The 21,811-nt window shown below is 63.5% G+C and carries 23 protein-coding genes and 2 tRNA genes; 13 read left to right on the forward strand and 12 right to left on the reverse strand.

The features are described 5' to 3' along the window. Positions 1-30: 30 nt before the first annotated feature. On the reverse strand, positions 31-333 hold the full coding sequence (locus SAB01S_RS00670) for a glycine zipper 2TM domain-containing protein (RefSeq protein WP_062731273.1): 303 nt from the start codon (positions 331-333) through the stop codon (positions 31-33). Positions 334-454: 121 nt separating this feature from the next. Here SAB01S_RS00670 and SAB01S_RS00675 point away from each other — a divergent pair, with 121 nt between their 5' ends. Together SAB01S_RS00675 and SAB01S_RS00680 are read left to right on the forward strand one after the other, a co-directional pair. Beyond that, complete coding sequence (locus SAB01S_RS00675; protein WP_062731274.1) at positions 455-895, forward strand: cupin domain-containing protein; 441 nt, start codon at positions 455-457, stop codon at positions 893-895. 81 nt (positions 896-976) lie between these two features. Then, a tRNA-Thr gene (locus SAB01S_RS00680) sits at positions 977-1,051 on the forward strand. Between the two features lie 18 nt (positions 1,052-1,069). Here SAB01S_RS00680 and SAB01S_RS00685 read toward each other — a convergent pair. From SAB01S_RS00685 to SAB01S_RS00695, 3 genes are read right to left on the reverse strand one after another with little or no spacing between them, the layout of a single operon-like run. Beyond that, positions 1,070-1,927, reverse strand: coding sequence for a hypothetical protein (locus tag SAB01S_RS00685; RefSeq protein WP_062731275.1), 858 nt, complete (start codon positions 1,925-1,927; stop codon positions 1,070-1,072). Then, entirely contained in the window at positions 1,924-3,243 is a 1,320-nt protein-coding gene (locus SAB01S_RS00690; protein WP_062731276.1) for a replication-associated recombination protein A, read from the reverse strand. The genes SAB01S_RS00685 and SAB01S_RS00690 overlap by 4 nt, the downstream gene beginning before the upstream one ends. A 28-nt stretch (positions 3,244-3,271) precedes the next feature. After that, positions 3,272-4,450 carry a glycosyltransferase family 4 protein gene (locus SAB01S_RS00695; protein ID WP_062731277.1) on the reverse strand — a complete coding sequence of 393 codons (1,179 nt, stop codon included), beginning with the start codon at positions 4,448-4,450 and terminating at the stop codon, positions 3,272-3,274. A 125-nt stretch (positions 4,451-4,575) separates the two neighbouring features. On the opposite strand from SAB01S_RS00695, the gene SAB01S_RS00700 reads away from it, so the two are divergent. The 3 genes from SAB01S_RS00700 to SAB01S_RS00710 all read left to right on the forward strand — a co-directional run bounded on the left by SAB01S_RS00700 (position 4,576) and on the right by SAB01S_RS00710 (position 6,302). Then, on the forward strand, positions 4,576-4,794 hold the full coding sequence (locus SAB01S_RS00700; protein WP_062731483.1) for a hypervirulence associated TUDOR domain-containing protein: 219 nt from the start codon (positions 4,576-4,578) through the stop codon (positions 4,792-4,794). Positions 4,795-4,866: 72 nt separating this feature from the next. Beyond that, positions 4,867-5,526, forward strand: coding sequence for an MOSC domain-containing protein (locus tag SAB01S_RS00705; RefSeq protein WP_062731278.1), 660 nt, complete (start codon positions 4,867-4,869; stop codon positions 5,524-5,526). Between the two features lie 71 nt (positions 5,527-5,597). Further along, positions 5,598-6,302 carry an NAD-dependent deacylase gene (locus SAB01S_RS00710; protein ID WP_062731279.1) on the forward strand — a complete coding sequence of 235 codons (705 nt, stop codon included), beginning with the start codon at positions 5,598-5,600 and terminating at the stop codon, positions 6,300-6,302. A 36-nt stretch (positions 6,303-6,338) separates the two neighbouring features. On the opposite strand, the gene SAB01S_RS00715 is transcribed toward SAB01S_RS00710, so the two are convergent. From SAB01S_RS00715 to SAB01S_RS00725, 3 genes are all read right to left on the reverse strand, one after another. Beyond that, a complete protein-coding gene (locus SAB01S_RS00715) occupies positions 6,339-7,364 on the reverse strand; it encodes a FecR family protein (protein ID WP_062731280.1) in 1,026 nt (341 codons plus the stop codon). Next, positions 7,282-7,887 (reverse strand): RNA polymerase sigma factor, encoded by a 606-nt coding sequence (locus tag SAB01S_RS00720; RefSeq protein ID WP_021224731.1) that lies wholly within the window; start codon positions 7,885-7,887, stop codon positions 7,282-7,284. Before SAB01S_RS00720 ends, SAB01S_RS00715 begins: the two co-directional genes overlap by 83 nt. Positions 7,888-8,074: 187 nt before the next feature. Further along, positions 8,075-8,272 carry a hypothetical protein gene (locus SAB01S_RS00725; protein ID WP_062731484.1) on the reverse strand — a complete coding sequence of 66 codons (198 nt, stop codon included), beginning with the start codon at positions 8,270-8,272 and terminating at the stop codon, positions 8,075-8,077. A 127-nt stretch (positions 8,273-8,399) separates the two neighbouring features. Here SAB01S_RS00725 and SAB01S_RS00730 point away from each other — a divergent pair. From SAB01S_RS00730 to SAB01S_RS00740, 3 genes are all read left to right on the forward strand, one after another. Beyond that, positions 8,400-8,484, forward strand: a tRNA-Leu gene (locus tag SAB01S_RS00730). A 69-nt stretch (positions 8,485-8,553) separates the two neighbouring features. Beyond that, positions 8,554-10,161 (forward strand): trigger factor, encoded by a 1,608-nt coding sequence (gene tig / locus SAB01S_RS00735; RefSeq protein WP_062731281.1) that lies wholly within the window; start codon positions 8,554-8,556, stop codon positions 10,159-10,161. 148 nt (positions 10,162-10,309) lie between these two features. Continuing rightward, positions 10,310-11,284: a glycosyltransferase family 2 protein gene (locus SAB01S_RS00740; RefSeq protein WP_062731485.1), complete on the forward strand. Its 975-nt coding sequence runs from the start codon at positions 10,310-10,312 to the stop codon at positions 11,282-11,284. Here SAB01S_RS00740 and SAB01S_RS00745 read toward each other — a convergent pair. Next, entirely contained in the window at positions 11,269-11,877 is a 609-nt protein-coding gene (locus tag SAB01S_RS00745) for an HdeD family acid-resistance protein (RefSeq protein ID WP_021224727.1), read from the reverse strand. The two genes, SAB01S_RS00740 and SAB01S_RS00745, sit on opposite strands and share 16 nt — an antisense overlap. Positions 11,878-12,003: 126 nt before the next feature. On the opposite strand from SAB01S_RS00745, the gene clpP reads away from it, so the two are divergent. From clpP to SAB01S_RS00760, 3 genes are all read left to right on the forward strand, one after another. Beyond that, positions 12,004-12,639 carry an ATP-dependent Clp endopeptidase proteolytic subunit ClpP gene (clpP, locus tag SAB01S_RS00750; protein ID WP_021224726.1) on the forward strand — a complete coding sequence of 212 codons (636 nt, stop codon included), beginning with the start codon at positions 12,004-12,006 and terminating at the stop codon, positions 12,637-12,639. Between the two features lie 141 nt (positions 12,640-12,780). Continuing rightward, complete coding sequence (gene clpX / locus SAB01S_RS00755) at positions 12,781-14,049, forward strand: ATP-dependent Clp protease ATP-binding subunit ClpX (RefSeq protein WP_062731282.1); 1,269 nt, start codon at positions 12,781-12,783, stop codon at positions 14,047-14,049. 369 nt (positions 14,050-14,418) lie between these two features. Further along, complete coding sequence (locus tag SAB01S_RS00760) at positions 14,419-16,893, forward strand: TonB-dependent receptor (RefSeq protein WP_062731283.1); 2,475 nt, start codon at positions 14,419-14,421, stop codon at positions 16,891-16,893. A gap of 305 nt (positions 16,894-17,198) precedes the next feature. Here SAB01S_RS00760 and mtgA read toward each other — a convergent pair whose 3' ends face one another. Next, positions 17,199-17,897, reverse strand: coding sequence for a monofunctional biosynthetic peptidoglycan transglycosylase (gene mtgA, locus SAB01S_RS00765; protein WP_062731487.1), 699 nt, complete (start codon positions 17,895-17,897; stop codon positions 17,199-17,201). Between the two features lie 91 nt (positions 17,898-17,988). Here mtgA and hemB point away from each other — a divergent pair, with 91 nt between their 5' ends. Next, a complete protein-coding gene (gene hemB, locus SAB01S_RS00770; protein ID WP_062731486.1) occupies positions 17,989-18,984 on the forward strand; it encodes a porphobilinogen synthase in 996 nt (331 codons plus the stop codon). 1 nt (position 18,985) lies between these two features. Beyond that, the gene (locus SAB01S_RS00775) at positions 18,986-19,594 is read left to right on the forward strand and encodes a gamma carbonic anhydrase family protein (RefSeq protein WP_062731284.1); all 609 of its coding nucleotides are present in this window, start codon (positions 18,986-18,988) and stop codon (positions 19,592-19,594) included. Here SAB01S_RS00775 and SAB01S_RS00780 read toward each other — a convergent pair. The 3 genes from SAB01S_RS00780 to glk are packed head-to-tail and all read right to left on the reverse strand — an operon-like array spanning position 19,569 to position 21,719. Beyond that, a complete protein-coding gene (locus SAB01S_RS00780; RefSeq protein WP_062731488.1) occupies positions 19,569-20,081 on the reverse strand; it encodes a hypothetical protein in 513 nt (170 codons plus the stop codon). The two genes, SAB01S_RS00775 and SAB01S_RS00780, sit on opposite strands and share 26 nt — an antisense overlap. A gap of 40 nt (positions 20,082-20,121) precedes the next feature. Beyond that, positions 20,122-20,742: a bifunctional 4-hydroxy-2-oxoglutarate aldolase/2-dehydro-3-deoxy-phosphogluconate aldolase gene (eda, locus tag SAB01S_RS00785; protein ID WP_174525596.1), complete on the reverse strand. Its 621-nt coding sequence runs from the start codon at positions 20,740-20,742 to the stop codon at positions 20,122-20,124. A 2-nt stretch (positions 20,743-20,744) separates the two neighbouring features. After that, positions 20,745-21,719, reverse strand: a complete 975-nt coding sequence (gene glk, locus SAB01S_RS00790; protein ID WP_062731286.1) for a glucokinase — start codon at positions 21,717-21,719, stop codon at positions 20,745-20,747. Positions 21,720-21,811 lie beyond the last annotated feature (92 nt).

The following is a 21,811-nucleotide window of genomic DNA, read 5'->3' on the forward strand; positions in this document are numbered from 1 at the left end:
ATTGTCGGGGTATCGCCCGGCAACCTCCGATCAGCGGCAACGACGCTTGCTGTCGATTTCCTTGCCCAGCAGCGCGCCGCCGGCTGCGCCTAGGATCGTTCCCGTCGCGCGATCACCGCGCGTGTCGATCGCCCGGCCCACCAGCGCGCCACCGACGCCGCCGATAATGAGGCCAGTGGTGCCATCGGACTTGCGGCAATAGGTGCGCCCGTCGCGGCCGCGCCATTCCTTGTAGCGATGATGCTTCCGCGCCTGCGCGCCATCGGTGGGCACGGTCATGGAAACGGGAACAGCCAGCGAGATGGCGGCAAGGGCCATAAGAGCTTTACGCATGAGTATCTCCTCCTTTAGCGTGATTTGAAGCTTGAACCCCCTTCTATTGATCGAGGTTGCATGAACCTGCGGCAACAGCGCAAGCCTCTGTTTCCACAGCCATAAAATTTGAGGTGAGAGGATGCGCAGCATCGATGAACAGGATGGAAAGGCGCTGATCACGGCGCTCGACCTGTCGCCCCATCCCGAGGGCGGCTGGTATAGGGAGACGTGGAGAGCGCCCAGTGAAGCGGGAGCGCGCGCTGCCGGCACCGCGATCCTGTTCCTGCTCGAAGCCCATCAGTGCTCCCATTGGCACCGGGTCGATGCCGACGAACAATGGTTCTGGCATGCCGGCGCGCCGCTCACCTTGTCCATCGCGCCTGCTGACGGTCCCGCGTCCGACACCATATTGGGGGCCGACGTCATCGGTGGCCAGACGCCGCAGATGCTGGTCCCCGCGCATCATTGGCAATCGGCCACCCCACTGGGCGGATGGACCCTGGTCAGTTGCACCGTCACGCCGGGCTTCGAATTTGCCGGTTTCACCCTCGCGCCGCCAGGTTGGTCGCCCGGCGGCTAGAGCGCGCTTGTTCGCCAGACGCCGCATCGGCATTTCGCCGTTGACCGCGATGCCGCCCGTCATTAGGGCACTCGCCATCCAGCCGGCTTAGCACAGCGGTAGTGCAGCGGTTTTGTAAACCGAAGGTCGGGGGTTCGATCCCCTCAGCCGGCACCATTTCCTTCTCAGGCAATGTCACACCACCCCGAAGGTCCACCCTTCGGTGCGCGCGACGTCGTTCGTCAACCCGGCCGGTGCCCAGAGCGCGGGGTTCGTCGCCGCTTGGCGCATCCAGGCGGCGGTGACGATCGCGTCCGCGCCATGGTCATCGGGCATGGGGCCGTCATGCAGCCTCGATCCAAGCGTCGCCAGCGCATCATTGAGCGCCAGGGCATCGCGCATCTTCGTCCGCCCCTTGGGCCGTCCGGCGGCGCGCGCGGCGATGCTGGTGTAGATTTCGACGATCAGCGATCCGGCGGCGGGCAAGGGGTCGAACGGCCAAACCGGCACCTCCGGCCGCACATGGTGCAGCATCCGCATGCCTGCGAAACTCGCCTTGGCCACCTGCGCCGCGCCAATGGCGTCATAGACGGTGGACGGCTTGCCGCCGCCGCCCGCATTATAGAGCGCCTCGCACACGCGATGATGCAGAAAGGCCGCCTTCTCTCCATCCGCCTTGCCGAAATAGAAGTGGCGGCGATGCGCCACTTCCAGCAGGCTCGCCGCCCCCAGATCCATGTCGTCGCAGATCGCATCGACATAGGCCCAGAAGGCCGGCCCGTCATCGGGCACATCGTCTCCGGGTAGATAGCCGCCACGGCGCACAAAAGGCGGGGCGAAGCTGAAATCGAACCCGAACAGCGTGTCCGCGCTCTGGGCTTCCATCATCACCCAGTCCGCCACCTGCCGGCGCGACCATGGGCCTCCCGGACCGCTCACCAGGTGCGGGACCGCGTCGCCCGCCTCGCAAAGCGCGACAGCTATCCCCTTGTGGCGCGCGCCTTTCGCACCGGACCAGTCGATGGCGGCAAACCGCGCGAACCGGGGCATCACCCCGCGTCTCGCTCCGAACGCAACCTGTCCCAATAGGCCATGCGTTCCGCCACGCGCGCCTCGAACCCGCGATCGGTGGGCGCGTAGAAAGTCTGCGCCTTCATCTCTTCTGGCCAGTAATTGGCGCCGGAAAAGCCTTCCGCCGCATCATGGTCATATTGATAATTTTTGCCATAGCCCACCTGCTTCATCAGCTTGGTGGGCGCATTGACGATGTTCATCGGCGGCATCAGCGATCCCGTCTCCCGCGCAGATCGGAACGACGCCTTCATCGCCATATAGGCCGCGTTGGATTTTGGCGCGGTCGCGCAATAGATGCACGCTTGCACGATCGCCAGTTCGCCTTCGGGACTGCCCAGAAAATCATAGGCGTCCTTGGCCGCAAGGCACTGCACCACCGCCTGCGGGTCGGCGAGGCCGATATCCTCCGTCGCGAACCGGACCAGCCGGCGCAGCACATAGAGCGGCTCCTCGCCCGCCGTCAGCATCCGCGCCAGATAATAAAGCGCGGCCTGTGGATCGGACCCGCGCAGCGACTTATGCAACGCGGAAATCAGATTATAATGCCCCTCTCGATCCTTGTCATAGACGGCGACCCGGCGATGGAGCAGCGCTGACAGCCCGGCGGGGTCGAGCGGTTCTGGAATGTCGATGGCGTACAGCGTTTCGACCTGGTTCAGCAGGAACCGCCCATCGCCATCGGCGCTCGCCAGCAACGCCTCCCGTGCGGCCGGATCGAGCGGCAGGGGCCGGCCCATCAGGCCTTCGGCGCGGTCCAGCAATTGTTCCAGCGCAGCCGCGTCCAGCCGGCGCAGGATCAGCACCTGCGCACGGGACAGGAGCGCCGCATTCAGTTCGAAACTGGGATTTTCCGTCGTCGCGCCGACCAGCGTCACCGTGCCATTTTCGACAAAGGGCAGGAAACTGTCCTGTTGCGCGCGATTGAACCGGTGAATCTCGTCCACGAACAACAGCGTTTTTTCCCCGTGGCGCGCATGCTCCTTGGCCGCCGCGAACACTTTCTTGAGGTCGGCAACGCCGGAAAACACTGCGGAGATCGGCTCGAACCGCATGCCGACCGCATCGGCCAGCAGGCGCGATATCGTCGTCTTGCCCGTGCCCGGCGGCCCCCAGAAGATGATGGACGATAATCGCCCCGCCGCCACCATCCGGCCGATCGCGCCATCCGGCCCGGTCAGATGCTCCTGACCCACGACATCGGCCAAAGTGCGGGGGCGCAGCCGGTCGGCCAGCGGAGCGGTATCGGCCGCGCCAGCGTCAGCGGCATCATCGTGGGAAGCGAAGAGGTCGGCCATCGCCAGCGATATAGGAACGCCCGCGCGGTCAGGGAACAGGGCTGGAGCGGGGAGCCAGTCCCTGGGCGCGCTGGCGGATGATGCGCAAATAGGTGTCGACCAATGCCTGATTGACCTGATCCCATCCGTTGCGTTCGGCCCGCTGCTGGGCTGCCTGACCCGCGGCCGCGCGCGCCGCGGGGTCCTCGCAATAGGCTTGCAGGGCATCAGCAAAATCGCTGATCGCGCCGGGCCGGATCAGTCGCCCGGTCACGCCCTGCGTAACCAGGCTTTCGCTGCCCGTCGCGCGCGCGGCGACCGTGGGCAAACCGCACGCCATCGCCTCCAGCGTCACATTGCCGAAGGTTTCCGTGACCGACGGATTGAACAGCATGTCCATGCTGGCGACCGCGCGGCCCAGGTCCGCGCCTTTCTGAAATCCGGTGAAGACCGCGCTGGGCAGGCGGTTTTCGAACCATTCGCGCGCCGGACCTTCGCCCACCACCAGCACCTTGTGCGCAACCTGCCGCTGCGCAAGCTGATCGACGGTGTCGGAAAACACGTCCAGCCCCTTTTCCATGACCAGCCGGCCGATAAAGCCGATCACCGGCACATCGTCGCCGATGCCAAGCGATCGCCGCCAGGCCATGTCGCGCCGCGCGGGGCAGAAAATCTCGCGATCAATTCCACGGGTCCAGATGCCCACATCATAGCTCATCCGCTGATCGCGCAGCAGCTGCGCCATGGATTCGGACGGCGCGACGATCGCGTCGCACCGCCGGTAGAACCGCCGCAGCATCGATTCGATCAGCGGCTCCAGAAAGGCGAGGCCATAATAGCGCGGATAGGTTTCGAACCGCGTGTGCACCGACGCGACCGTGGGCAAGCCCTGGGCGCGCGCCCAGCTGACCGCACGATGCCCCAGCGGATCGGGGCTCGACACATGCACTAGATTGGGGCGGAACGCTTTGAGGTCGCGGCGCAACGCCCCGGACAAACGATAGGGGACGCGATATTCCTTCCGCCCCGGCACCGCGAAGGACGGGGCGCTCACCAGGTCGCCGGCCGGCTCGAACGCGGGCGTCTCGACCGTTGGCGAATAAACGCGGACAGCGGCCCCCTGGCGCAGCAGATAGGATACGAACCGGTTGAGCGCCTGGTTCGCGCCATCACGCACATAGTTATAATTGCCGCTGAACAGGGCGACACGAAGGCCGGTAGCATCCATCGCAGCGCCTTAGCCGAACCAAAAAGAAAACCCAAGGGAACCGCGCAAGCCCTTGGGAATTTTGCTTTCGCACGATGATGAACCGGCCGGCGCGGCATGCGCCCGAAAATGGAGAGGATGCCCTTATGACCGACAGCTTCCGCAAGGGAAAAAGGGTCAAGTGGAACTGGGGGCAGGGCGTCGGCCGGGGGCGCGTGGAAGAACGGTTTGAGCGCCATGTCGAACGCACCATCGAAGGCTCCAAGATTCGCCGCAATGGCAGCAAGGACAATCCCGCCTATCTGATCAAGGTCGATGATGGCGGCGAAGTACTCAAGCTCGGATCGGAACTGAGCGCCAGCTAACAGCTGCTCGCAGAGGCCGATCCGCCCCGATCGGCCATGGCGTCCCGCCTGCCATCATGGCATCTGGACGGGATGACTGCGGACTTCATGACCATCGACGCGTTGCTCGTCGGCACGCCCGTGCCCTTTCGCGGCGAAGCCTATAGCGCCATCGCCAAACAGCCCGTGACGGGGCCGGTCCGCATCGGCTGGGGCGGGCTGGAAGGGGACGCCGTCGCCGACCGTGTCCATCATGGCGGCTGGGACAAGGCGATCCACCTTTACGCGCAGGATCATTATGCTTGGTGGCGTGCGCGTCTGCCAGGCCACCAGCTGCTCGATGCTCCTGGCGCCTTTGGCGAAAATATAGCGGCGCGGGGCCTCACCGAATCGCAACTCTGTCTGGGCGATCGCTTCACGCTCGGCAGCGCCGTGGTGGAAATCAGCCATGGCCGCCAGCCCTGCTGGAAACTCGACCATCGCTTCGGCGCTCGCGACGTCATGGCGACGATCGTCAAAACCGGCCGTTGCGGCATCTATTGCCGCGTCATCCAGGAAGGCGAGGTGGAAGCGGGGACCCGCATGACCCTGCTCGAACGACCCTTTCCGCAATGGCCCATCGACCGCCTGTTCCGCCTGCTGATCAGCGGCGGTCACAAGGGTGATCCCGCCGGCCTGCGCGCGCTCGCGGACATGCCGGTGCTGGCGGAAACATGGCGCGACCGCGCGCGCAAGCTGGCCCCCACCGGTTAGGCTGTCGGCATCTTACCAAACGCGCCTGATAGTGGCAGCGCCATGGCTTCTCTTGTAAGCGGAAGGCCATCATGCAGAAAGACGCCATCAACTCCATCGTCATCCTGACCGGCGCCGGCATCTCGGCCGAAAGCGGCCTCGCGACATTTCGCGGTCCTGATGGCTTGTGGGAGGGGCATCGGGTCGAAGACGTCTGCACGCCCGAGGCGCTGGCGCGGGACGCGGTGCTGGTCCACCGTTTCTATGACGAACGGCGCGCCAAGCTGGCGCAGGTGTCGCCCAACGCCGCGCATCAGGCGCTGGCGCGGCTGGATGCGCGATGGGCTGGCGATCTCTTGATCGTCACGCAGAATGTCGACGACCTGCATGAGCGGGCGGGGGCGAAGCGGTTGCTTCACATGCATGGAGAATTGAAGTCCGCCCTGTGCGCCGCCTGCGGGGAAGCTGCGCCCTGGTCGGACGCCCTGCCGCCCGCTTCGGCCTGCGCCAGATGTAACGAGCCGCGATTGCGTCCCGATATCGTCTTTTTCGGCGAGATGCCCTATCGGATGGATCGGATCTACGAGGCGCTCGAAAACGCGGACCTGTTCGTGTCGATCGGCACGTCGGGCGCGGTCTATCCTGCCGCCGGCTTCGTGCAGACCGCCCGCGCCGTTGGCGCGCGCACCATCGAGCTCAATCTGGAGCCTTCGGCAGGTAGCGCGCTGTTCGATGAAACCCGACTCGGCCCCGCGACGCGACTGGTGCCCGATCTGGTCGACGCGCTGCTGGCCTGAACGCACTACGGCAAGGGGTGTCGCTCCCGAACGGGCCTAGGCGAGCGGAGGGTGCTCACCCTCCGCGCCATTGTCGCGATACAACAACATCACCGATCCATCCTCGCCATCCACGACCCGGATCGGCAGCGTCAATTGCAGCGCCGACAGGAATTCCTGGCTATCGGTGGTGCGGAACCGACCGCCGATTCGCAGCGCAGACACGCGGGTATCGCCGATCAGGATGGGCGTCTTGCGATAGCGGTTGAACTCGTCCGCCGCCTGCTCGACGGTTTCGCCGTCCAGTTCGACCATCTGGTCGCGCCAGGCCGTGCGCTGCTCGACGATCTTGGATCCCAACCGGGTGAGCGAGATGCTGCGCGGCTGGATCACCGCGCCACTGCCAGCCGCCACCTTTTGCAAGGGGCTGTCGCCACAATGGACGCTCACTTGGCCATGCGTGACGGTCAGCTCCACCAACGATGGCCGCATCCGAACGTTGAAGGCGGTGCCGACCGCCCGGATGACCGCGGCGCGCGCTTCGACGTCGAACGGGCGCTCGGGGTCATGGCTGATTTCGAACGATGCCTCGCCCTTCATCAGGCGCACCTTGCGGCCATTGCTGGTGAATCGCGCCTCGACCTCGCTATCGCTGTTGAGGTGGAGGATGGACCCGTCCTCCAGCGCGATGTCGCGCATCTGGCCCACGCCCGTTTCGTATCGTTCCACCCCACTGAACGTGCGCACGGTCACGATCGCGGCGAAGACGAACAATAATATGGCGACACCGGCGGCGACCATGATGTTGCGCGACAGGCGGCGCTGGTCGGCTTCGCTGATGATCTGCTGTATCGGCGGCAGCGTGATGTCGGCGGCTGCGCTTTTCAGCCGTTCCGATGCCTCCCAGGCGGCTTCCGCGCGGGCAAAGGCGACGGCATGGCGGGGATCGGCCTCGATCCAGGCGCAGATGGCCGCTTCGTCGTCCGGGCTGGGGTCGCTGTTAAGCCTGGCCAGCAGGCGCGCGGCTTCCGCCTCGATCGCGTTCCTGTCCGCGTAGCTTGAACCTGGTTCCGACGCCTGCACGTTCGAAGTCCGTTTCCTCACGTTCCGCCCAGGCCCGCATAACTATTGCGATTGCTTTGGCCAGATGTTTTTCAACCGTTGAAACGGACAGGGACATTTCGTCCGCTATTTCCAGCATCGATTTTTCATGGATGCGTCGCAGGATGAAGACGCGGCGGCATTGCGGCGGCAGCGACTCGACGATGGCTTCCACTTGGCGCAGCGCCTCGCGGGCATGGAGTTGCGCCTCGATATTATTCTCGCCACCCAGCAGTTCCAGGTCGGCGATCGTCTCGAAACTCACCACCTTGTTACGGCGGGCGGTGTCGATGACCAAATTGCGGGCAATCGTGAACAGATAGGCCCGGCCCGTCGTCACATTTTCCCAATTTTCCGTGGCATAGGCGCGGGCCAGAACCTCGGCGACCATGTCTTCCAGTTCATGCGTGGACGGCAATATCCGCCGCAGACGGCCGCGAAGCGCAGCCTCCTGTGGCAATATGACCGTTTTGAACCATTCCAGTTTGGCGCGAACCCGTTGCACATGGACCCCCTGATCGTTGTCAGCCGCGCCTCTCCCGATTTCTTTTATCTGTCATAGTTCAATCATGGATGCAGGGGCCTGTCCACCCGATCGGAAGCCTATTTTTAACGATCGACCCAAAAGTTCCAAATCCGGGTAAATTTATTATTCCGATGTGGCATATGGCGCACAGTTGATGCGCCGGGCCTCAATCGGGCGGCGGCGGCAGCTCGGTCGGTGCCTGATCGGGCTGGTCATAATCGGGCGCGACCGGCGCGATTTCGTCCGGCTCCGTCATCGGCGTTTCGGCTGGCCGGTCGGGTACGGGCATTTCATCGGGCGACTGCGGTTCGATCCGGTCCGGCGGCGGGACGGCGGCGGGGTTCGGGTCGGGCTGGGTGGCCATGTCACTTTCCTTGTCGATAGCTGTCATCACCGTTACGCATGGCGCGTTCAGCCAGTTCCGCCGTCTGATCCACTATCCCTTGCCACTGCCCCCGCTTTTCTCTATGCCGCGCCGACCGGCGACCGATGCGGGCGTGGCGAAACTGGTAGACGCGCCAGATTTAGGTTCTGGTATCGCAAGATGTGGGGGTTCGAGTCCCTTCGCCCGCACCAGTGCGCCAGGCTTTCGGGCCATCGCAGGCGCCACCGAAATTCAGCTGAAGAAAGCGTTTGAGAGAAGAGATGCAGACTGTCGAGACGTTGAACGAGGGCCTGAAGCGCGCCTACACCGTGACCATCACGTCGAAGGATATCGACGCTCGCGTTGACAAGGAAGTGAAGGCGATCGCGCCGCAGGTGCGGATGCCCGGCTTTCGCCCCGGCAAGGTGCCGGCCAACCTGGTCAAGAAAATGCACGGGGAATCGCTGCAGCGCGATGCGCTCAACAACAGCATCCAGGACAGCATTCAGAAGCTGATCGCAGACCAGAAGCTGCGTCCCGCGATGCAGCCTTCGGTCGAGCTGGACGAGAATTTCGAATTCGGCAAGGACGCGCAGGTCAAGGTCGAACTGGAAGTGCTGCCCGAAATCGCGGCGCCCAGCATCGAAGGGCTGAAGCTGGAGCGGCTGACCGTGGACGTCGCCGACGACAAGGTCGCGGAAGCCGCCGCCCGTATCGCCAGCCAGCAGGGGGCTCTGGAAGAGCATGCTGACGACCATGCAGCAGCCGAAGGTGACACGCTGGTCATCGACTTCGTCGGCAAGGTCGACGGCGAAGCCTTTGAAGGCGGCAGCGCGGAAGATATCCGCCTGAAGCTGGGTTCGGGCCAGTTCATCCCCGGCTTCGAAGAGCAGCTGACCGGCGTCAAAAAGGGTGAGGAAAAGACGATCGACGTCACCTTCCCCGAAGATTATGGCGCTGAACATCTTGCCGGCAAGGCCGCGACCTTCGACGTGACGGTCAAGTCGGTGCTGAACGGCGACAAGCCCAAGGTGGACGAGGAATTCGCCAAGTCGCTCGGCCTGGAAAGCCTCGACAAGCTCAATGAACTGCTCAAGGGGCAGATCGAGCAGGAGCATAACGGCCTTACCCGCACGCATATGAAGCGCAAGCTGCTTGATCAGTTGGCCGCCAACCATGATTTCGACGTGCCGCCCAGCATGGTGGAAGCCGAATTCAACCAGATCTGGCAGCAGCTTCAGCATGAAGCCAGCCATGAGGAAGACACCGAAGCGGCGCTCAAGGAAATGGAAGCCGAAAAGGACGATTATCGCGCCATCGCCGTGCGCCGCGTCCGCCTTGGCCTTCTGCTTTCGGAAATCGGCCAGGCCAATGGCGTGACCGTGTCGGATCAGGAAATGAACCGCCTTATCATGCAGGCCGCGCAGCAGTACGGTCCGCAGGATCGCGAGCGCTTCGTCCAATATGTCCGCCAAGACCCGATGGCCGCCGCGCAGCTGCGCGCGCCGCTCTATGAGGACAAGGTCGTCGACTTCCTGTTCGAAAAGGCGGACATCACGGATCGCGCCGTGACCCGTGAGGAACTGGAAGCTGCGATCGAGGCGGAGGATGGCGACATCAAGCCGCATGTCCATGGCCCCGACTGCGGTCACGACCATGACCACGACGAAAAGCCTAAGGCGAAGAAGGCGGCGCCCAAGAAGAAGGCCGCCGAGCCTGCCAAGGCTGACGAAGACGCAGCGCCCGCCGCCGAAGAAGCGCCTGCCAAGAAGCCGGCCGCCAAAAAGGCTGCGGCCAAGAAGGACGAGGCCGTAGAGGCCGACGCCGCGGCGCAGGAAAAGCCGAAGAAAAAGGCTGCTCCCAAGAAAGCCGCTGCCAAGGCTGAATAAGGCTTTCGCATAGCAGCGGATGCTCAAGCGCCTGCGCTTCCTCCATGGAAGCGCGGGCGCTTTTCATTTCGGCACCGGCATGGCAGATGAAATCTTAAACATGATGCGCCATGGCTGTCGCACGCATCAGACAGGGCATGATCAGGCGATGAAGGAATTTCCCGCAGTGAACAGCGAAACGGGCGCGGCCGCCCCGCGCATCGCCGTGCTTCTGCCCTGCTATAATGAGGCTGGCGCGATCGTGCAGACGGTGGAGGATTTCCGCCGTGCCTTGCCGCATGCCGACATCTATGTGTTCGACAATAACAGCAGCGACGGCAGCCGCGAACTGGCGGCCGGGGCAGGGGCCATCGTCCGCCGCGTCGCGCAGCAGGGCAAGGGCCATGTCGTGCGCCGAATGTTCGCGGACGTCGACGCCGACATATATGTCATGGCCGATGGCGACGCGACATATGAGGCGGCCGCCGCGCCGCGCATGGTGGCGGCCATGCTGGAGGATAATCTCGACATGGTCGTGGGCAGCCGCCGGGACGAGGTGGAGGCGGCCTATCGCCGGGGCCATCGCTTTGGCAACTGGGCGCTCACCACCCTGCTCAAGCAGCTGTTCGGGCGCAGCTTCACCGACATCCTGTCGGGCTATCGCGTTTTTTCCCGCCGCTTCGTGAAAAGTTTCCCCGTTCTGTCAGCGGGCTTTGAAATTGAAACGGAAATGTCCGTCCATGCGCTGGAATTGGCCATGCCCGTCGCCGAAGTCGTCACCGCCTATGGCGCGCGCCCGGAAGGATCGGTCAGCAAGCTCAGCACCTATCGCGACGGCTTTCGCATCCTGCGCACGATCATCACGCTCTACCGGATCGAGCGGCCCATTCTCTTCTTCGGGATCATCGCCGCGCTGCTGGCCGTGCTGGGCCTGGCGCTCGCCGCGCCGCTCATCGTCACCTATCTGGAAACCGGCCTTGTCCCGCGCTTTCCGACGGCGATCCTGGTGACGGGCCTCATGATCCTCGCCACCCTGTCCGCCATGTGCGGCCTCATCCTCGATACTGTCGTGCGTGGCCGGCGGGAGGTGCGCCGGCTCTCCTATCTGGGCTTCCGTGCGCCGTCCGACTACGCCCGGCCCTGAACCGTCCTGCGCAGGCGAAAAGCCAGGACGATCAGCACCACGCCGGACAACAAGGCATAGGCGCCGATCGCCCATCCCAGCGACAGGATGCTGACGACCGGATTGAGCGTGAAGAGGATGATGATGCCGATGCCCAGCGCCAGCGTCAAAAGCCCGTTGAGCGCCAGCAGCCATTCGCCCTCGATCTCGTCGCGCAACCGGATCGCCGCGGCGATTTCCAGCATCCCCGCCAATATCGCCCAACCAGCGACGAAAAACAGCGTCAGCATCGCATAGCTGACCGTCGCGGCCAGTGGCATCACCACGAACAGCACGCCTAGCGCGATGCCCAGCAAGCCGCGCACCAGCATCGCGATCCAGTGCGCGCCTTCGCCCGCGCGCCGGATCGCGGCGATGGCCGAAAACACCCCGTCGACAAAGGCATAGACCGCAAACACCATGGTGAAGGCGACCAGCGCGGTGAAGGGATAGAGCATCGCGACAATGCCCAACAGCACGCCGATAACCCCGCGCGCCAGCAACGCCTTCCACCGGGACGAATAGGGCCAGCGTCCGCCGGCCATGGTGGCAAAGGGTGGGGACGGATCGGTCACGCGCTGTTCCTTCGACAATATGCTGGCCGATCAATAGATGGCGCGATGGTTGGTTCCCCCTTGAACCCGCCGCTTTTTGTGCCGATGTAGGGCTTGGGCAAAAGCAACTTCCCGGAAAAGAGAAAAATGACCGATATCATGTCCGACCCCATGGCCGCGCTGGTCCCCATCGTCATCGAACAGTCGAATCGCGGCGAGCGCAGCTTCGACATTTATTCGCGGCTGCTGCGGGAACGGATCATCTTCGTGACGGGCCAGGTCGAAGATCATATGGCCTCGCTGATCGTCGCGCAGCTGCTGTTCCTGGAATCGGAAAATCCGAAGAAGGACATCTGGATGTATATCAACTCGCCTGGCGGGGTGGTGACGTCCGGCATGGCGATCCACGACACGATGAAATATATCCGGCCGCAGGTCGGCACGGTCTGCATCGGCCAGGCCGCATCCATGGGCAGCTTCCTGCTCGCCGCCGGCGAACCGGGCAAGCGCATCGCGCTCAGCAACGCGCGCATCATGGTGCACCAGCCTTCCGGCGGCGCGCAGGGCATGGCCTCGGACATCGAGATCCAGGCCAAGGAAATCCTGCGCATCCGCCGCCGCCTCAATGACCTGTATGTCAAATATACCGGACGGTCGCTGGAAGAGGTCGAGAAGGCGATGGACCGCGACACCTTCCTCGAAGCGGACGAGGCCAAGGCTTTTGGCCTGGTTGACGAGGTGTTTGATCGCCGCCCGCAAATGGCGGATCCCAACGAGGCCTAAAGACTATCTTTACCGCGGTGCGTCACTTTCCCCCCTTGTGAAACGGACGTGCCGCGGGCTAGAAAGGCCTTTGGACCAGAAAAATCCCCCGCCGGCGCGGATCTGGTGATTAACTTCCGGGGGGGATAGAGAGAATGGCGAATGACTAAGCTTACCGGTTCGGACTCGAAAAGCACGCTTTACTGCTCCTTCTGCGGCAAATCCCAGCATGAAGTGCGCAAGCTGATTGCCGGGCCGACCGTTTTCATCTGCGACGAATGCGTGGAATTGTGCAACGACATCATCCGCGAGGAGACCAAGGGCGGTCTTGTCGGCAAGAAGGATGGCGGCGTTCCGACCCCGCAGGAAATCTGCGATGTGCTCGACGACTATGTGATCGGCCAGAGCCGCGCGAAGCGCGTCCTCTCGGTCGCGGTCCACAACCACTATAAGCGGCTCAATCACGGTTCCAAGCCGGGCGAGGTGGAGCTTGCCAAATCCAACATTCTGCTCGTCGGTCCCACCGGCTGCGGCAAGACCCTGCTGGCGCAGACGCTCGCCAAGACGTTCGACGTGCCGTTCACCATGGCGGACGCGACGACGCTGACCGAAGCGGGCTATGTCGGCGAGGATGTGGAAAATATCATCCTCAAGCTGCTCCAGGCGTCCGACTATAATGTCGAAAAGGCGCAGCGCGGCATCGTCTATATCGACGAGATCGACAAGATCAGCCGCAAGGCCGAAAACCCCTCGATCACGCGCGACGTATCGGGCGAAGGCGTGCAGCAGGCGCTGCTCAAGCTGATGGAAGGCACCACTGCCAGCGTCCCGCCCCAGGGCGGCCGCAAGCATCCGCAGCAGGAGTTTCTCCAGGTCGACACGACCAACATCCTGTTTATCTGCGGCGGCGCCTTTGCAGGCCTCGAAAAGATCATCGGCGATCGTCTGGAAGCCAAGTCGATCGGCTTTGGCGCCCATGTCGCCGCGCCCGAGGAGCGCAAGACCGGCGAATTGCTGCGCCAGAGCGAACCGGAGGATCTGCTCAAATTCGGCCTGATCCCCGAATTTGTCGGCCGCCTGCCCGTCATCGCGACGCTGGAAGACCTTGACGTGTCCGCTCTGGTAAAGATTCTGGTCGAGCCCAAGAACGCGCTGGTAAAGCAATATGCCAAGCTGTTCGACATGGAAAATGTGGAACTCAGCTTCACCGATGACGCGCTGACCGCGATCGCGAAGAAGGCGATCGAGCGCAAGACCGGCGCGCGCGGTCTCCGCTCGATCCTCGAAGGGATCCTGCTCGATACCATGTTCGACCTGCCTTCGATGGAAGGCGTGGGCGAGGTTGTGGTGGACAAGGACGTGGTGGCCGGCACGAAGGAGCCGATTCGTGTCTTTAGCGAAACGAAGAAGCGGGCCGACGACGCCGCTTGATCGTTATCAGCGCTGACAAGCCATAAATTTACGGAAAGCCGGCAAGCGATTGCCGGCTTTTCTCATTTTGCTTCGCCCTCGCACAAATAATTCCGCTGCGTTGCAAAATTGCATCATACGCCTGATACTGCTCTCAGTTCCCATAATGTCACTAAATTTCAATATATTGGCGTAATAGGGGCGCTGCCGCTGATCCAGTCCGGGCGGGCGGCGGGGGGATTGTGACAATCCTGATGATGCGCTGTAACAAAACTGCAAAAGGAGCATCACAGGGGCGACGCCAGAAGCCGTAAAGAGCGGCGTCAGCTTGAGAGAGCAAAGCAGTTTGAAGCGTGGCGGACGCCACTCTTGCAAAGGAACAAGGGTCAAATGAAACAGTTTCTCATGGGCAGCGCGGCGGTTCTCGCCGTGGCCATTCCTGGCGCTGCGTTCGCGCAGTCGACCGGTTCGCAGGATTTCGAAGATACGATCGTCGTCACCGGCGCGACCGTCGACCAGGGTGTCGGCGGCGTGAAGATCCCCGACTCGCCCAAGGCGAAGGTCGTCCTGACGCAGGAAATCATCGAGCGTCAGCGCCCCGGCCAGTCGGTCAACGAAATCATCAACCTGGTTCCGGGCGTCAGCTTCACCAACAACGACCCCTGGGGTTCCTCGGGCGGCAACTTCACCATCCGCGGCTTCAACTCGGACCGTATCGCACAGATCCTTGACGGTATTCCGCTCAACGATTCGGGCAACTATGCGATCTACACCAACCAGCAGGTCGACCCCGAAATCGTCGAAAGCATCAACGTCAATCTCGGCGCGACCGATGTCGACAGCCCGACCGCCGCTGCGGTTGGCGGCACCGTCAACATCAACACCATGGTGCCCAAGGATGACTTCGGCGCGATGGGCAGCGTCAGCTACGGCAACATTGTCGCCGACGGCTCGGGTGATCGTCCCTTCCATCGCGTCTTCGGCATGATCCAGACCGGCGATTTCACCGGCCATGGCACCAAGGCATGGGTGTCCGCGTCGCGCGCGTATAACAAGGCGAGCTTCGCCGATTATGGCAAGATCGAAAAGGCCCAGTATAACGGCAAGATCTGGCAGGATATCGGTTCGAACGGCGACTTCATCTCGCTCGCCGGTCACTATAACGTCAACCGCAACAATTTCGGCGGTTCGCCCGCCTCGGCGGCAGCGTTCAGCGGCGACAAGAGCGCGCGCTTCTACAATGTCTCGGGCGGCATTCCGTGCGAAATCAACACCGAAGCCAATCCGGCGATCGCGGACCAGACCAACAGCTGCGGCACGCAGTTCGAACGTCGCTACAATCCGTCGAACACTGGCAACGCGCGTCTCAGCACGCGTCTGACCCTGACCGATCGCCTGATCTTCTCGGCGGACGCAGCCTATCAATATGTGAAGGCGAATGGCGGCGGCACGACGTCTGCCTATGAAGCGCCCTTCTATTCGGGCACGGACGCCCTCACCGGTTATTTCAACGGCAGCGCCTATTTCGGCCGGGATCTGAACGGTGACGGCACGCTCGGCGTCGACGCCAACGGCAATGGCCGGATCGATCCGGCGGAATCGGACCGCGTCCTCATCAACAACCCCAGCCAGACGCAGACGAAGCGTTATGTCGCGATCGCCAACCTCTCCTACGAGATTGACGACAATAATCGCGTCCGCCTCTCCTACAGCTTCGACCGTGCCCGTCACCGTCAGACCGGCGAAGGCGCGCGCGTGCTGTTCAACGGTGAGCCGACCGACGTCTTCCCGGTCAATGATCCGCTGACCGATGCCGACGGCAATGTCCTGCAAAAGCGTGACCGCAAATCCTATGCTACACTGAACCAGGTCGCGGGCGAATATCGCGGCACCTTCTTCGACGACCTTCTGACCGTCAACCTTGGTGTCCGTGCGCCCTTCTTCAAGCGCGAGCTGAACCAATATTGCTTCACCTCCGCTCCCAATGGCAACGTCAACTGCGTCGCTGGTGGCGATGTGGCGGCCTATGCCGCGGCCAACCCGACCTTTGCCGCGCCGCAGTCGCGCAACTATAAATATGACAAGCTGCTGCCGAACGTCGGTGCGATCTTCAAGATCACGCCGGAAGTCAGCATCGCGGGCAGCTATGCCGCGAACATCTCGGTTCCCGGCACCGACACGCTCTACAACTCGGTCTATCTGCCGGCCGACAACGCCGCGTCGAAGCCGGTTGCCGAAACCTCGGACAGCTTCGACCTCGCCCTGCGCTATCAGAACAACATCGTGCAGGCGGCCGTCACCGGCTGGTATGCCAAGTATAAGAACCGCATTGCGTCGGCCTACAGCATCGAATGCGATTGCTCGATCGACACCAATCTGGGCGGGGTGAAGAAATACGGTATCGACGCCAATGTGTCGGTCCGTCCGACCCCCGGCCTGCTGGTCTACGCATTCGGTTCGTGGATCGAATCGGAAATCGGTTCGGACGTTCAGACCGGTGCGGACACCTTCGCCGCGACCAAGGGCAATCGTGAGCGCGGCGCCCCGTCCTATCTGGTGGGCGGCCGCATTCAGGGTACGCTGGGTCCGGTGGACCTTGGCGCCCAGATCAAGCGCACCGGTTCGCGCTACCTGAATGATATCAACACGTTCAAGGTCGCTGGCTACACGGTCGTCGATCTCGACCTGCGCTACAATCTGGCGAACCTGGGCCTGGAAAAGTCCTTCGTTCAGTTCAACGTGTCGAACCTGTTTGATAAATTCTACATCGGTTCGTTCAGCGGCGGCCTGACGACGGCGTCCAGCACCTTCGTCAACTATGGCGCCCCGCGCGCCATCAGCGGCTCGCTGGTCGTCGCTTTCTGATCGATCAGAACACTAGAAAAGACAGGGGCGGGGAGAAATCTCCGCCCTTTTTCTTTGGCCATCCGACCCGGCCGTTCGCGCGCAATTCGTTCCCTTTTCCTATTCGCTGGAAATGTAGGAGATTTTGCGATCTATCCTGTCGGATGCGCCATCCCGCGATCACTTTCACCCCTGTCAACGGGGCCAAAAGCGCCCGCCGCGGCAGTCGCCTGCCGGTCGCTTCGGTGGCGCTTCGCAGTCGCCTCATGGTCGCTTCGGGCCTCAAAACCCCCGATGACACTGTGAACTTTGACAGGTCGATCCCGCTACCGGACGCAGCGGTCCAGCCCGTCGCGTTGCACCACGCCGATTCGCGCGGCGATCGTGTTGCCGTAGCGCCGGGTGAAGCCGCTTGGCGCCACCGCCGCGCGCTTCTTGGGCAAGGGCAGCACGGCCGCGATCCGCGCCGCTTCCGCGCGGGTCAGTCGTTCGGCGCCATGGCGGAAATAGCGGATCGCCCCGGCCTGTACGCCATAGGTGCCGATACCCGTTTCCGCGACGTTCAGATACACCTCCATGATCCGCCGCTTGCCCCAGATCGCCTCGATCAGCACGGTGAACCAGGCTTCCAGTCCCTTGCGAACGAAGCCGCCCCCCTGCCACAGGAACACATTTTTCGCCGTCTGCTGGCTGATCGTCGATCCGCCGCGAATGCGACCGCCGCTGGCATTGTGCATCGCCGCCTTGGCGATGGCGTCGACGTCGAAGCCGTGATGGCTACAGAATTTGCCATCCTCGGCCGCGATCGCGGCGCGCGCCATGTCGGGGTCGATCTCGCCCAAACTCGTCCAGTCCTTGGTGATGCCCTTGGGGTCGAGCAGCATCGTCATCGTGACCGGCGGCGGTACGAAGCGATAGATCGTCACCAGCAGCAAGGACAGCAGGACGAAGCCCAGCATGATCCGCAGGGGGATGGTGATCCAGCGGGATCGGCGGCGATGGGCGGCGGCGGGCTTGGCGGTCATGCCCCTATCGTTAGCGCGCCCTTCGCACGCTTCAAGTGCAAGGCGCGCGGCCATGCTTGATCGCCTCCGCGCCCACGCCTACACCCTGGCCATGACCTATGCCCCCTATCCGGCGCTGCGCCTGCGCCGCACCCGCGCAACGGCGTGGAGCCGCGCGATGCACGCGGAAAATCGCCTCTCCGCCAGCGACTTCATCTGGCCGCTTTTTGTGACGGACGGGGAAGGGGTGGAACAGCCGATCGCCACGCTGCCCGGCGTATCGCGCTGGTCGGTCGACGGGATCGTGGCGCGCGCGCGGGAAGCTCGCGATGCCGGCATCCCGTGCCTCGCCCTTTTCCCCAATACCCAGGCGGACCGGCGCAGCGACGATGGCGCCGAAGCGCTCAATCCCGACAATCTCATGTGCCGCGCCATCCGCGCGATCAAGGATGCCGTGCCCGACATCGGCGTGCTGACCGATGTCGCGCTCGATCCCTATACCGTCCACGGGCAGGACGGCCTGCTCGACCCCACCGGCTATGTCGTTAATGACGCGACGGTGGACGTGCTGATCGGCCAGTCGCTGAACCAGGCGGCAGCGGGCGCGGACATCATCGCGCCCAGCGACATGATGGACGGCCGGGTAGGGGCGATCCGCGAGGCGCTGGAGGAAACCGGCCACGCCAATGTCCAGATCATGGCCTATGCCGCCAAATATGCGAGCGCCTTTTATGGCCCGTTCCGCGACGCGGTGGGATCGCGCGGACTGCTCAAGGGCGACAAGAAAAACTACCAGATGGACCCCGCCAATGGGGAAGAGGCCCTGCGCGAAGTCGCGCTGGACCTGGCCGAGGGCGCGGACAGCGTGATGGTGAAGCCGGGCCTGCCCTATCTCGACATTGTCGCGCGCGTGCGGGACCGTTTCTCTGTCCCCGTCTTCGCCTATCAGGTGTCGGGCGAATATGCGATGATCGAACATGCCGCCGCGGCTGAAGCAGGCGATCGCGACGCGCTGATCCTCGAAACGCTGATGGCGTTCAAGCGGGCGGGCTGTTCGGGCGTGCTGACCTACCATGCGCTGCACGCGGCGCGGTTGCTGGAGGGCTGACATGACCAACCATCCAGATACCAGCAACATCCCCTTCAACGGCAAGACGCCGGTCATCCATCCCAGCGCCTTCATTGCGCCGGGGTGTCGGATCATCGGCGACGTGGAAATCGGGGAGGATGCCAGCATCTGGTATAATTGCGTCATTCGTGCGGACGTGAACCGCATCCGGATCGGCGCGCGAACGAATATTCAGGATGGAACGGTCATTCATTGCGACAGCGCCGGGGATCGGGCGGATGGGCGGCCGCTCGATGGCTGGCCCACGATCATCGGCGATGATGTGCTGATCGGCCATATGGCGATGGTGCATGGCTGTGTGCTGGAGGACCGCGCCTTTGTCGGGCTGGGCGCGATCGTCATGAGCGGCTGCACGGTGCAAAGCGACGCCATGCTGGCGGCGGGTGCGATGCTGACCTCGGGCAAGACAGTGGGGCACCGGCAGCTATGGGCGGGCCGCCCGGCCAAATATATGCGTGATCTCAGTGATGAAGCACTGATCGACATGCGCGAAGGCGTCGATCATTATGTTCATAATGGAAAGGCGCACAAGGGCGCGGCCAAGGCGGCCTTCGATGAGGCGATCAGGGTTGCGGCAGGCGCGCCTTGAGCGCATCGATCCGGTCATTCTGCTGATCGACCAGCGCCAGCGCGGCGCTGCGGGCCGCGTCGATATCTTCGACGCCGCCTGCGGCCTTCCCATCGGCCACGGCGTTGCTTTGCTGGACATAGAGCGTGTCCAGGCTGGCGAGCGCCGACACGCTGTCATTGCGCGCCGATTCGAGCTCGCTGATCGCGACTTGCGCGCTGACCCAGGCATCGCTCGACACGCCGGCATTGCGCGCCGCGCCGACCAGACGATCCGCCTTGGCATAAGCCGCGTCGAACGCCGACGCGCCCCTGTCGGCCTGTTCGACATAGCGGGCGATCTCAGCCGACAGGGCAGCATCTGCGGGCTGCGGCGTCGGGGGCGGCGCGACCTCCGCCACTGGCGCGCTTTCGATCGGCCTTTTGGCGAGCGAGGGATAGCTTTGCGGCGCGCTGGCGCAGCCCGACAGCATCAGGGCGAGGGCAGCAAGCAGGCGTCTGGGTGTCATGCTCTGCATCTAGGACGCGCCGGGCACCATGGCAACCGCCTCAGCGCGGCAGCGCCGCCGCCTCCCGCGCCAGCGTCTCGATCGTCTGCGGGTCGACCGGTCCCTTGGGCACGACCCAGCTGCCGCCGACGCATTTTATGAAGGGCTGCGCCAGCCATTCGGGCGCGCTTTGGGGCGTGATTCCTCCGGTCGGGCAGAAGCGGGCGCTATGGAGAGGCGCGGCCAGGGCCTTGAGCGCCGGCAACCCACCGGACGTTTCGGCGGGGAAGAATTTGAAATGCGACAGTCCCATGTCCATGCCGCGCATGATATCTCCGGCCGTGGCGGTGCCCGGCAGGAACGGCACGTCCGCCGCGATCGCCGCCTTGCCCAACGGCTCGGTCAGGCCGGGACTGACGATGAAGCGCGCGCCTGCCTCCATCGCCGCGTCGAGTTGCGCTGGGTTGAGCACGGTGCCAGCGCCCACCACCGCGCCTTCCACCTGCGCCATCGCGCGGATGACATCCAGCGCAGCGGGCGTGCGCAGCGTGACTTCCAAAGCGGGAAGGCCGCCCTTGACCAGCGCCTGCGCAATCGGCAGCGCGTCCTCGACCCGATCGACCACCAGCACCGGAATGACCGGGGCAAGCTCCATCACCTGCTCTACCGTCAGCTTGCTCATTCTCATTTCTCCCTGAAGGCCGCGGCAGCGCCGAACAGCCCGATTTCGTCATGGACGGCGCAGCGGATCGGCACCGTCGCCATCAGGCTCTCGAACCGGCCCTTGGCCTTGAACCGCGTATGGAAACCGCTCTGCGGCAGGAAATCGCGCATCCGCTGGGTGAGGCCACCAGCCAGAACAACGCCATGCGGTCCATGCGCCAAGGCCAGATCGCCCGCGACCGACCCATAGCAAAGACAGAAGCGCTCCAGCGCGCGCCGGGCAAAATCATCCGTCCCGTCGAGCGCCGCCTGCCACAATTCAGGGTCTTCCATCAGCACGACACGTTCATGCCCGATGGTCGCCATCGCCTTGTAGATGTTGTTGAGGCCCGGCCCGGACACCATACGCTCGGTCGACACACGCAGAAATTTGTCGCGCAGATAGGACAGGATGCGTTCTTCCATATGGTCGAGCGGCGCGAAATCCAGATGGCCGCCTTCGGTCGCGACCACATGGGGATGGCCGTTGTCGAACGCGATCATCGCCACGCCAAGGCCAGTGCCTGGTCCCATCACGGTAACGCCACCGTCAAAGGGGAAAGGCTTGTCCTCGCCAAAGAGCAGCGGCAGATTTTCCCGCGGCAGGCGCGAGACGGCAAAGGCCACGGCCTCGAAATCATTCACCAGGCGCACGGTGCGCACGCCGAGATCGGAGGCCAGCGTGTCGGCGCGGATCACCCAGTTGCTGTTGGTCAACTTGATGACGTCGCGGCCGATGGCGGTCGCAAAGGCAATGGAGGCGGCGTCGGGCAGATCGCCTGCGCCCTCTTTGCGCTCATCGGCCGCAAAAGCCGCCCAGCAGGCGGTCAAGGTGGGATAATCCTCCACCTTATATTTGCGCACGGTGCCAAGCGTGGGCACGCCCTTTTCGTCCAGGGTGGCGCGGGCGAAGCGGGCATTGGTGCCACCAATGTCGGCGGCGATGATATCGGTCATGTCACTCTCCCTCCGTTCACCCCGAATATTGTCGAAGGGCCCTGCTTCTCTTCAAAGCGAGAAGGGCATCGAGGGGTCGTGGCGAACGGAAT

Source organism: Sphingobium abikonense NBRC 16140, from assembly GCF_001598335.1.
In the GTDB taxonomy this organism is placed as follows: domain Bacteria; phylum Pseudomonadota; class Alphaproteobacteria; order Sphingomonadales; family Sphingomonadaceae; genus Sphingobium; species Sphingobium abikonense.

What these genes read in the sequence shown, in the direction of transcription:
- SAB01S_RS00670 (WP_062731273.1), bottom strand. Translation starts at nt 333, where the DNA reads ATGCGTAAAGCTCTTATGGCCCTTGCCGCCATCTCGCTGGCTGTTCCC.
- SAB01S_RS00675 (WP_062731274.1), top strand. Translation starts at nt 455, where the DNA reads ATGCGCAGCATCGATGAACAGGATGGAAAGGCGCTGATCACGGCGCTC.
- SAB01S_RS00690 (WP_062731276.1), bottom strand. Translation starts at nt 3,243, where the DNA reads ATGGCCGACCTCTTCGCTTCCCACGATGATGCCGCTGACGCTGGCGCG.
- SAB01S_RS00695 (WP_062731277.1), bottom strand. Translation starts at nt 4,450, where the DNA reads ATGGATGCTACCGGCCTTCGTGTCGCCCTGTTCAGCGGCAATTATAAC.
- SAB01S_RS00700 (WP_062731483.1), top strand. Translation starts at nt 4,576, where the DNA reads ATGACCGACAGCTTCCGCAAGGGAAAAAGGGTCAAGTGGAACTGGGGG.
- SAB01S_RS00705 (WP_062731278.1), top strand. Translation starts at nt 4,867, where the DNA reads ATGACTGCGGACTTCATGACCATCGACGCGTTGCTCGTCGGCACGCCC.
- SAB01S_RS00710 (WP_062731279.1), top strand. Translation starts at nt 5,598, where the DNA reads ATGCAGAAAGACGCCATCAACTCCATCGTCATCCTGACCGGCGCCGGC.
- SAB01S_RS00725 (WP_062731484.1), bottom strand. Translation starts at nt 8,272, where the DNA reads ATGGCCACCCAGCCCGACCCGAACCCCGCCGCCGTCCCGCCGCCGGAC.
- tig (WP_062731281.1), top strand. Translation starts at nt 8,554, where the DNA reads ATGCAGACTGTCGAGACGTTGAACGAGGGCCTGAAGCGCGCCTACACC.
- SAB01S_RS00740 (WP_062731485.1), top strand. Translation starts at nt 10,310, where the DNA reads ATGAAGGAATTTCCCGCAGTGAACAGCGAAACGGGCGCGGCCGCCCCG.
- clpP (WP_021224726.1), top strand. Translation starts at nt 12,004, where the DNA reads ATGACCGATATCATGTCCGACCCCATGGCCGCGCTGGTCCCCATCGTC.
- clpX (WP_062731282.1), top strand. Translation starts at nt 12,781, where the DNA reads ATGACTAAGCTTACCGGTTCGGACTCGAAAAGCACGCTTTACTGCTCC.
- SAB01S_RS00760 (WP_062731283.1), top strand. Translation starts at nt 14,419, where the DNA reads ATGAAACAGTTTCTCATGGGCAGCGCGGCGGTTCTCGCCGTGGCCATT.
- mtgA (WP_062731487.1), bottom strand. Translation starts at nt 17,897, where the DNA reads ATGACCGCCAAGCCCGCCGCCGCCCATCGCCGCCGATCCCGCTGGATC.
- hemB (WP_062731486.1), top strand. Translation starts at nt 17,989, where the DNA reads ATGACCTATGCCCCCTATCCGGCGCTGCGCCTGCGCCGCACCCGCGCA.
- SAB01S_RS00775 (WP_062731284.1), top strand. Translation starts at nt 18,986, where the DNA reads ATGACCAACCATCCAGATACCAGCAACATCCCCTTCAACGGCAAGACG.
- SAB01S_RS00780 (WP_062731488.1), bottom strand. Translation starts at nt 20,081, where the DNA reads ATGACACCCAGACGCCTGCTTGCTGCCCTCGCCCTGATGCTGTCGGGC.
- eda (WP_174525596.1), bottom strand. Translation starts at nt 20,742, where the DNA reads ATGAGCAAGCTGACGGTAGAGCAGGTGATGGAGCTTGCCCCGGTCATT.
- glk (WP_062731286.1), bottom strand. Translation starts at nt 21,719, where the DNA reads ATGACCGATATCATCGCCGCCGACATTGGTGGCACCAATGCCCGCTTC.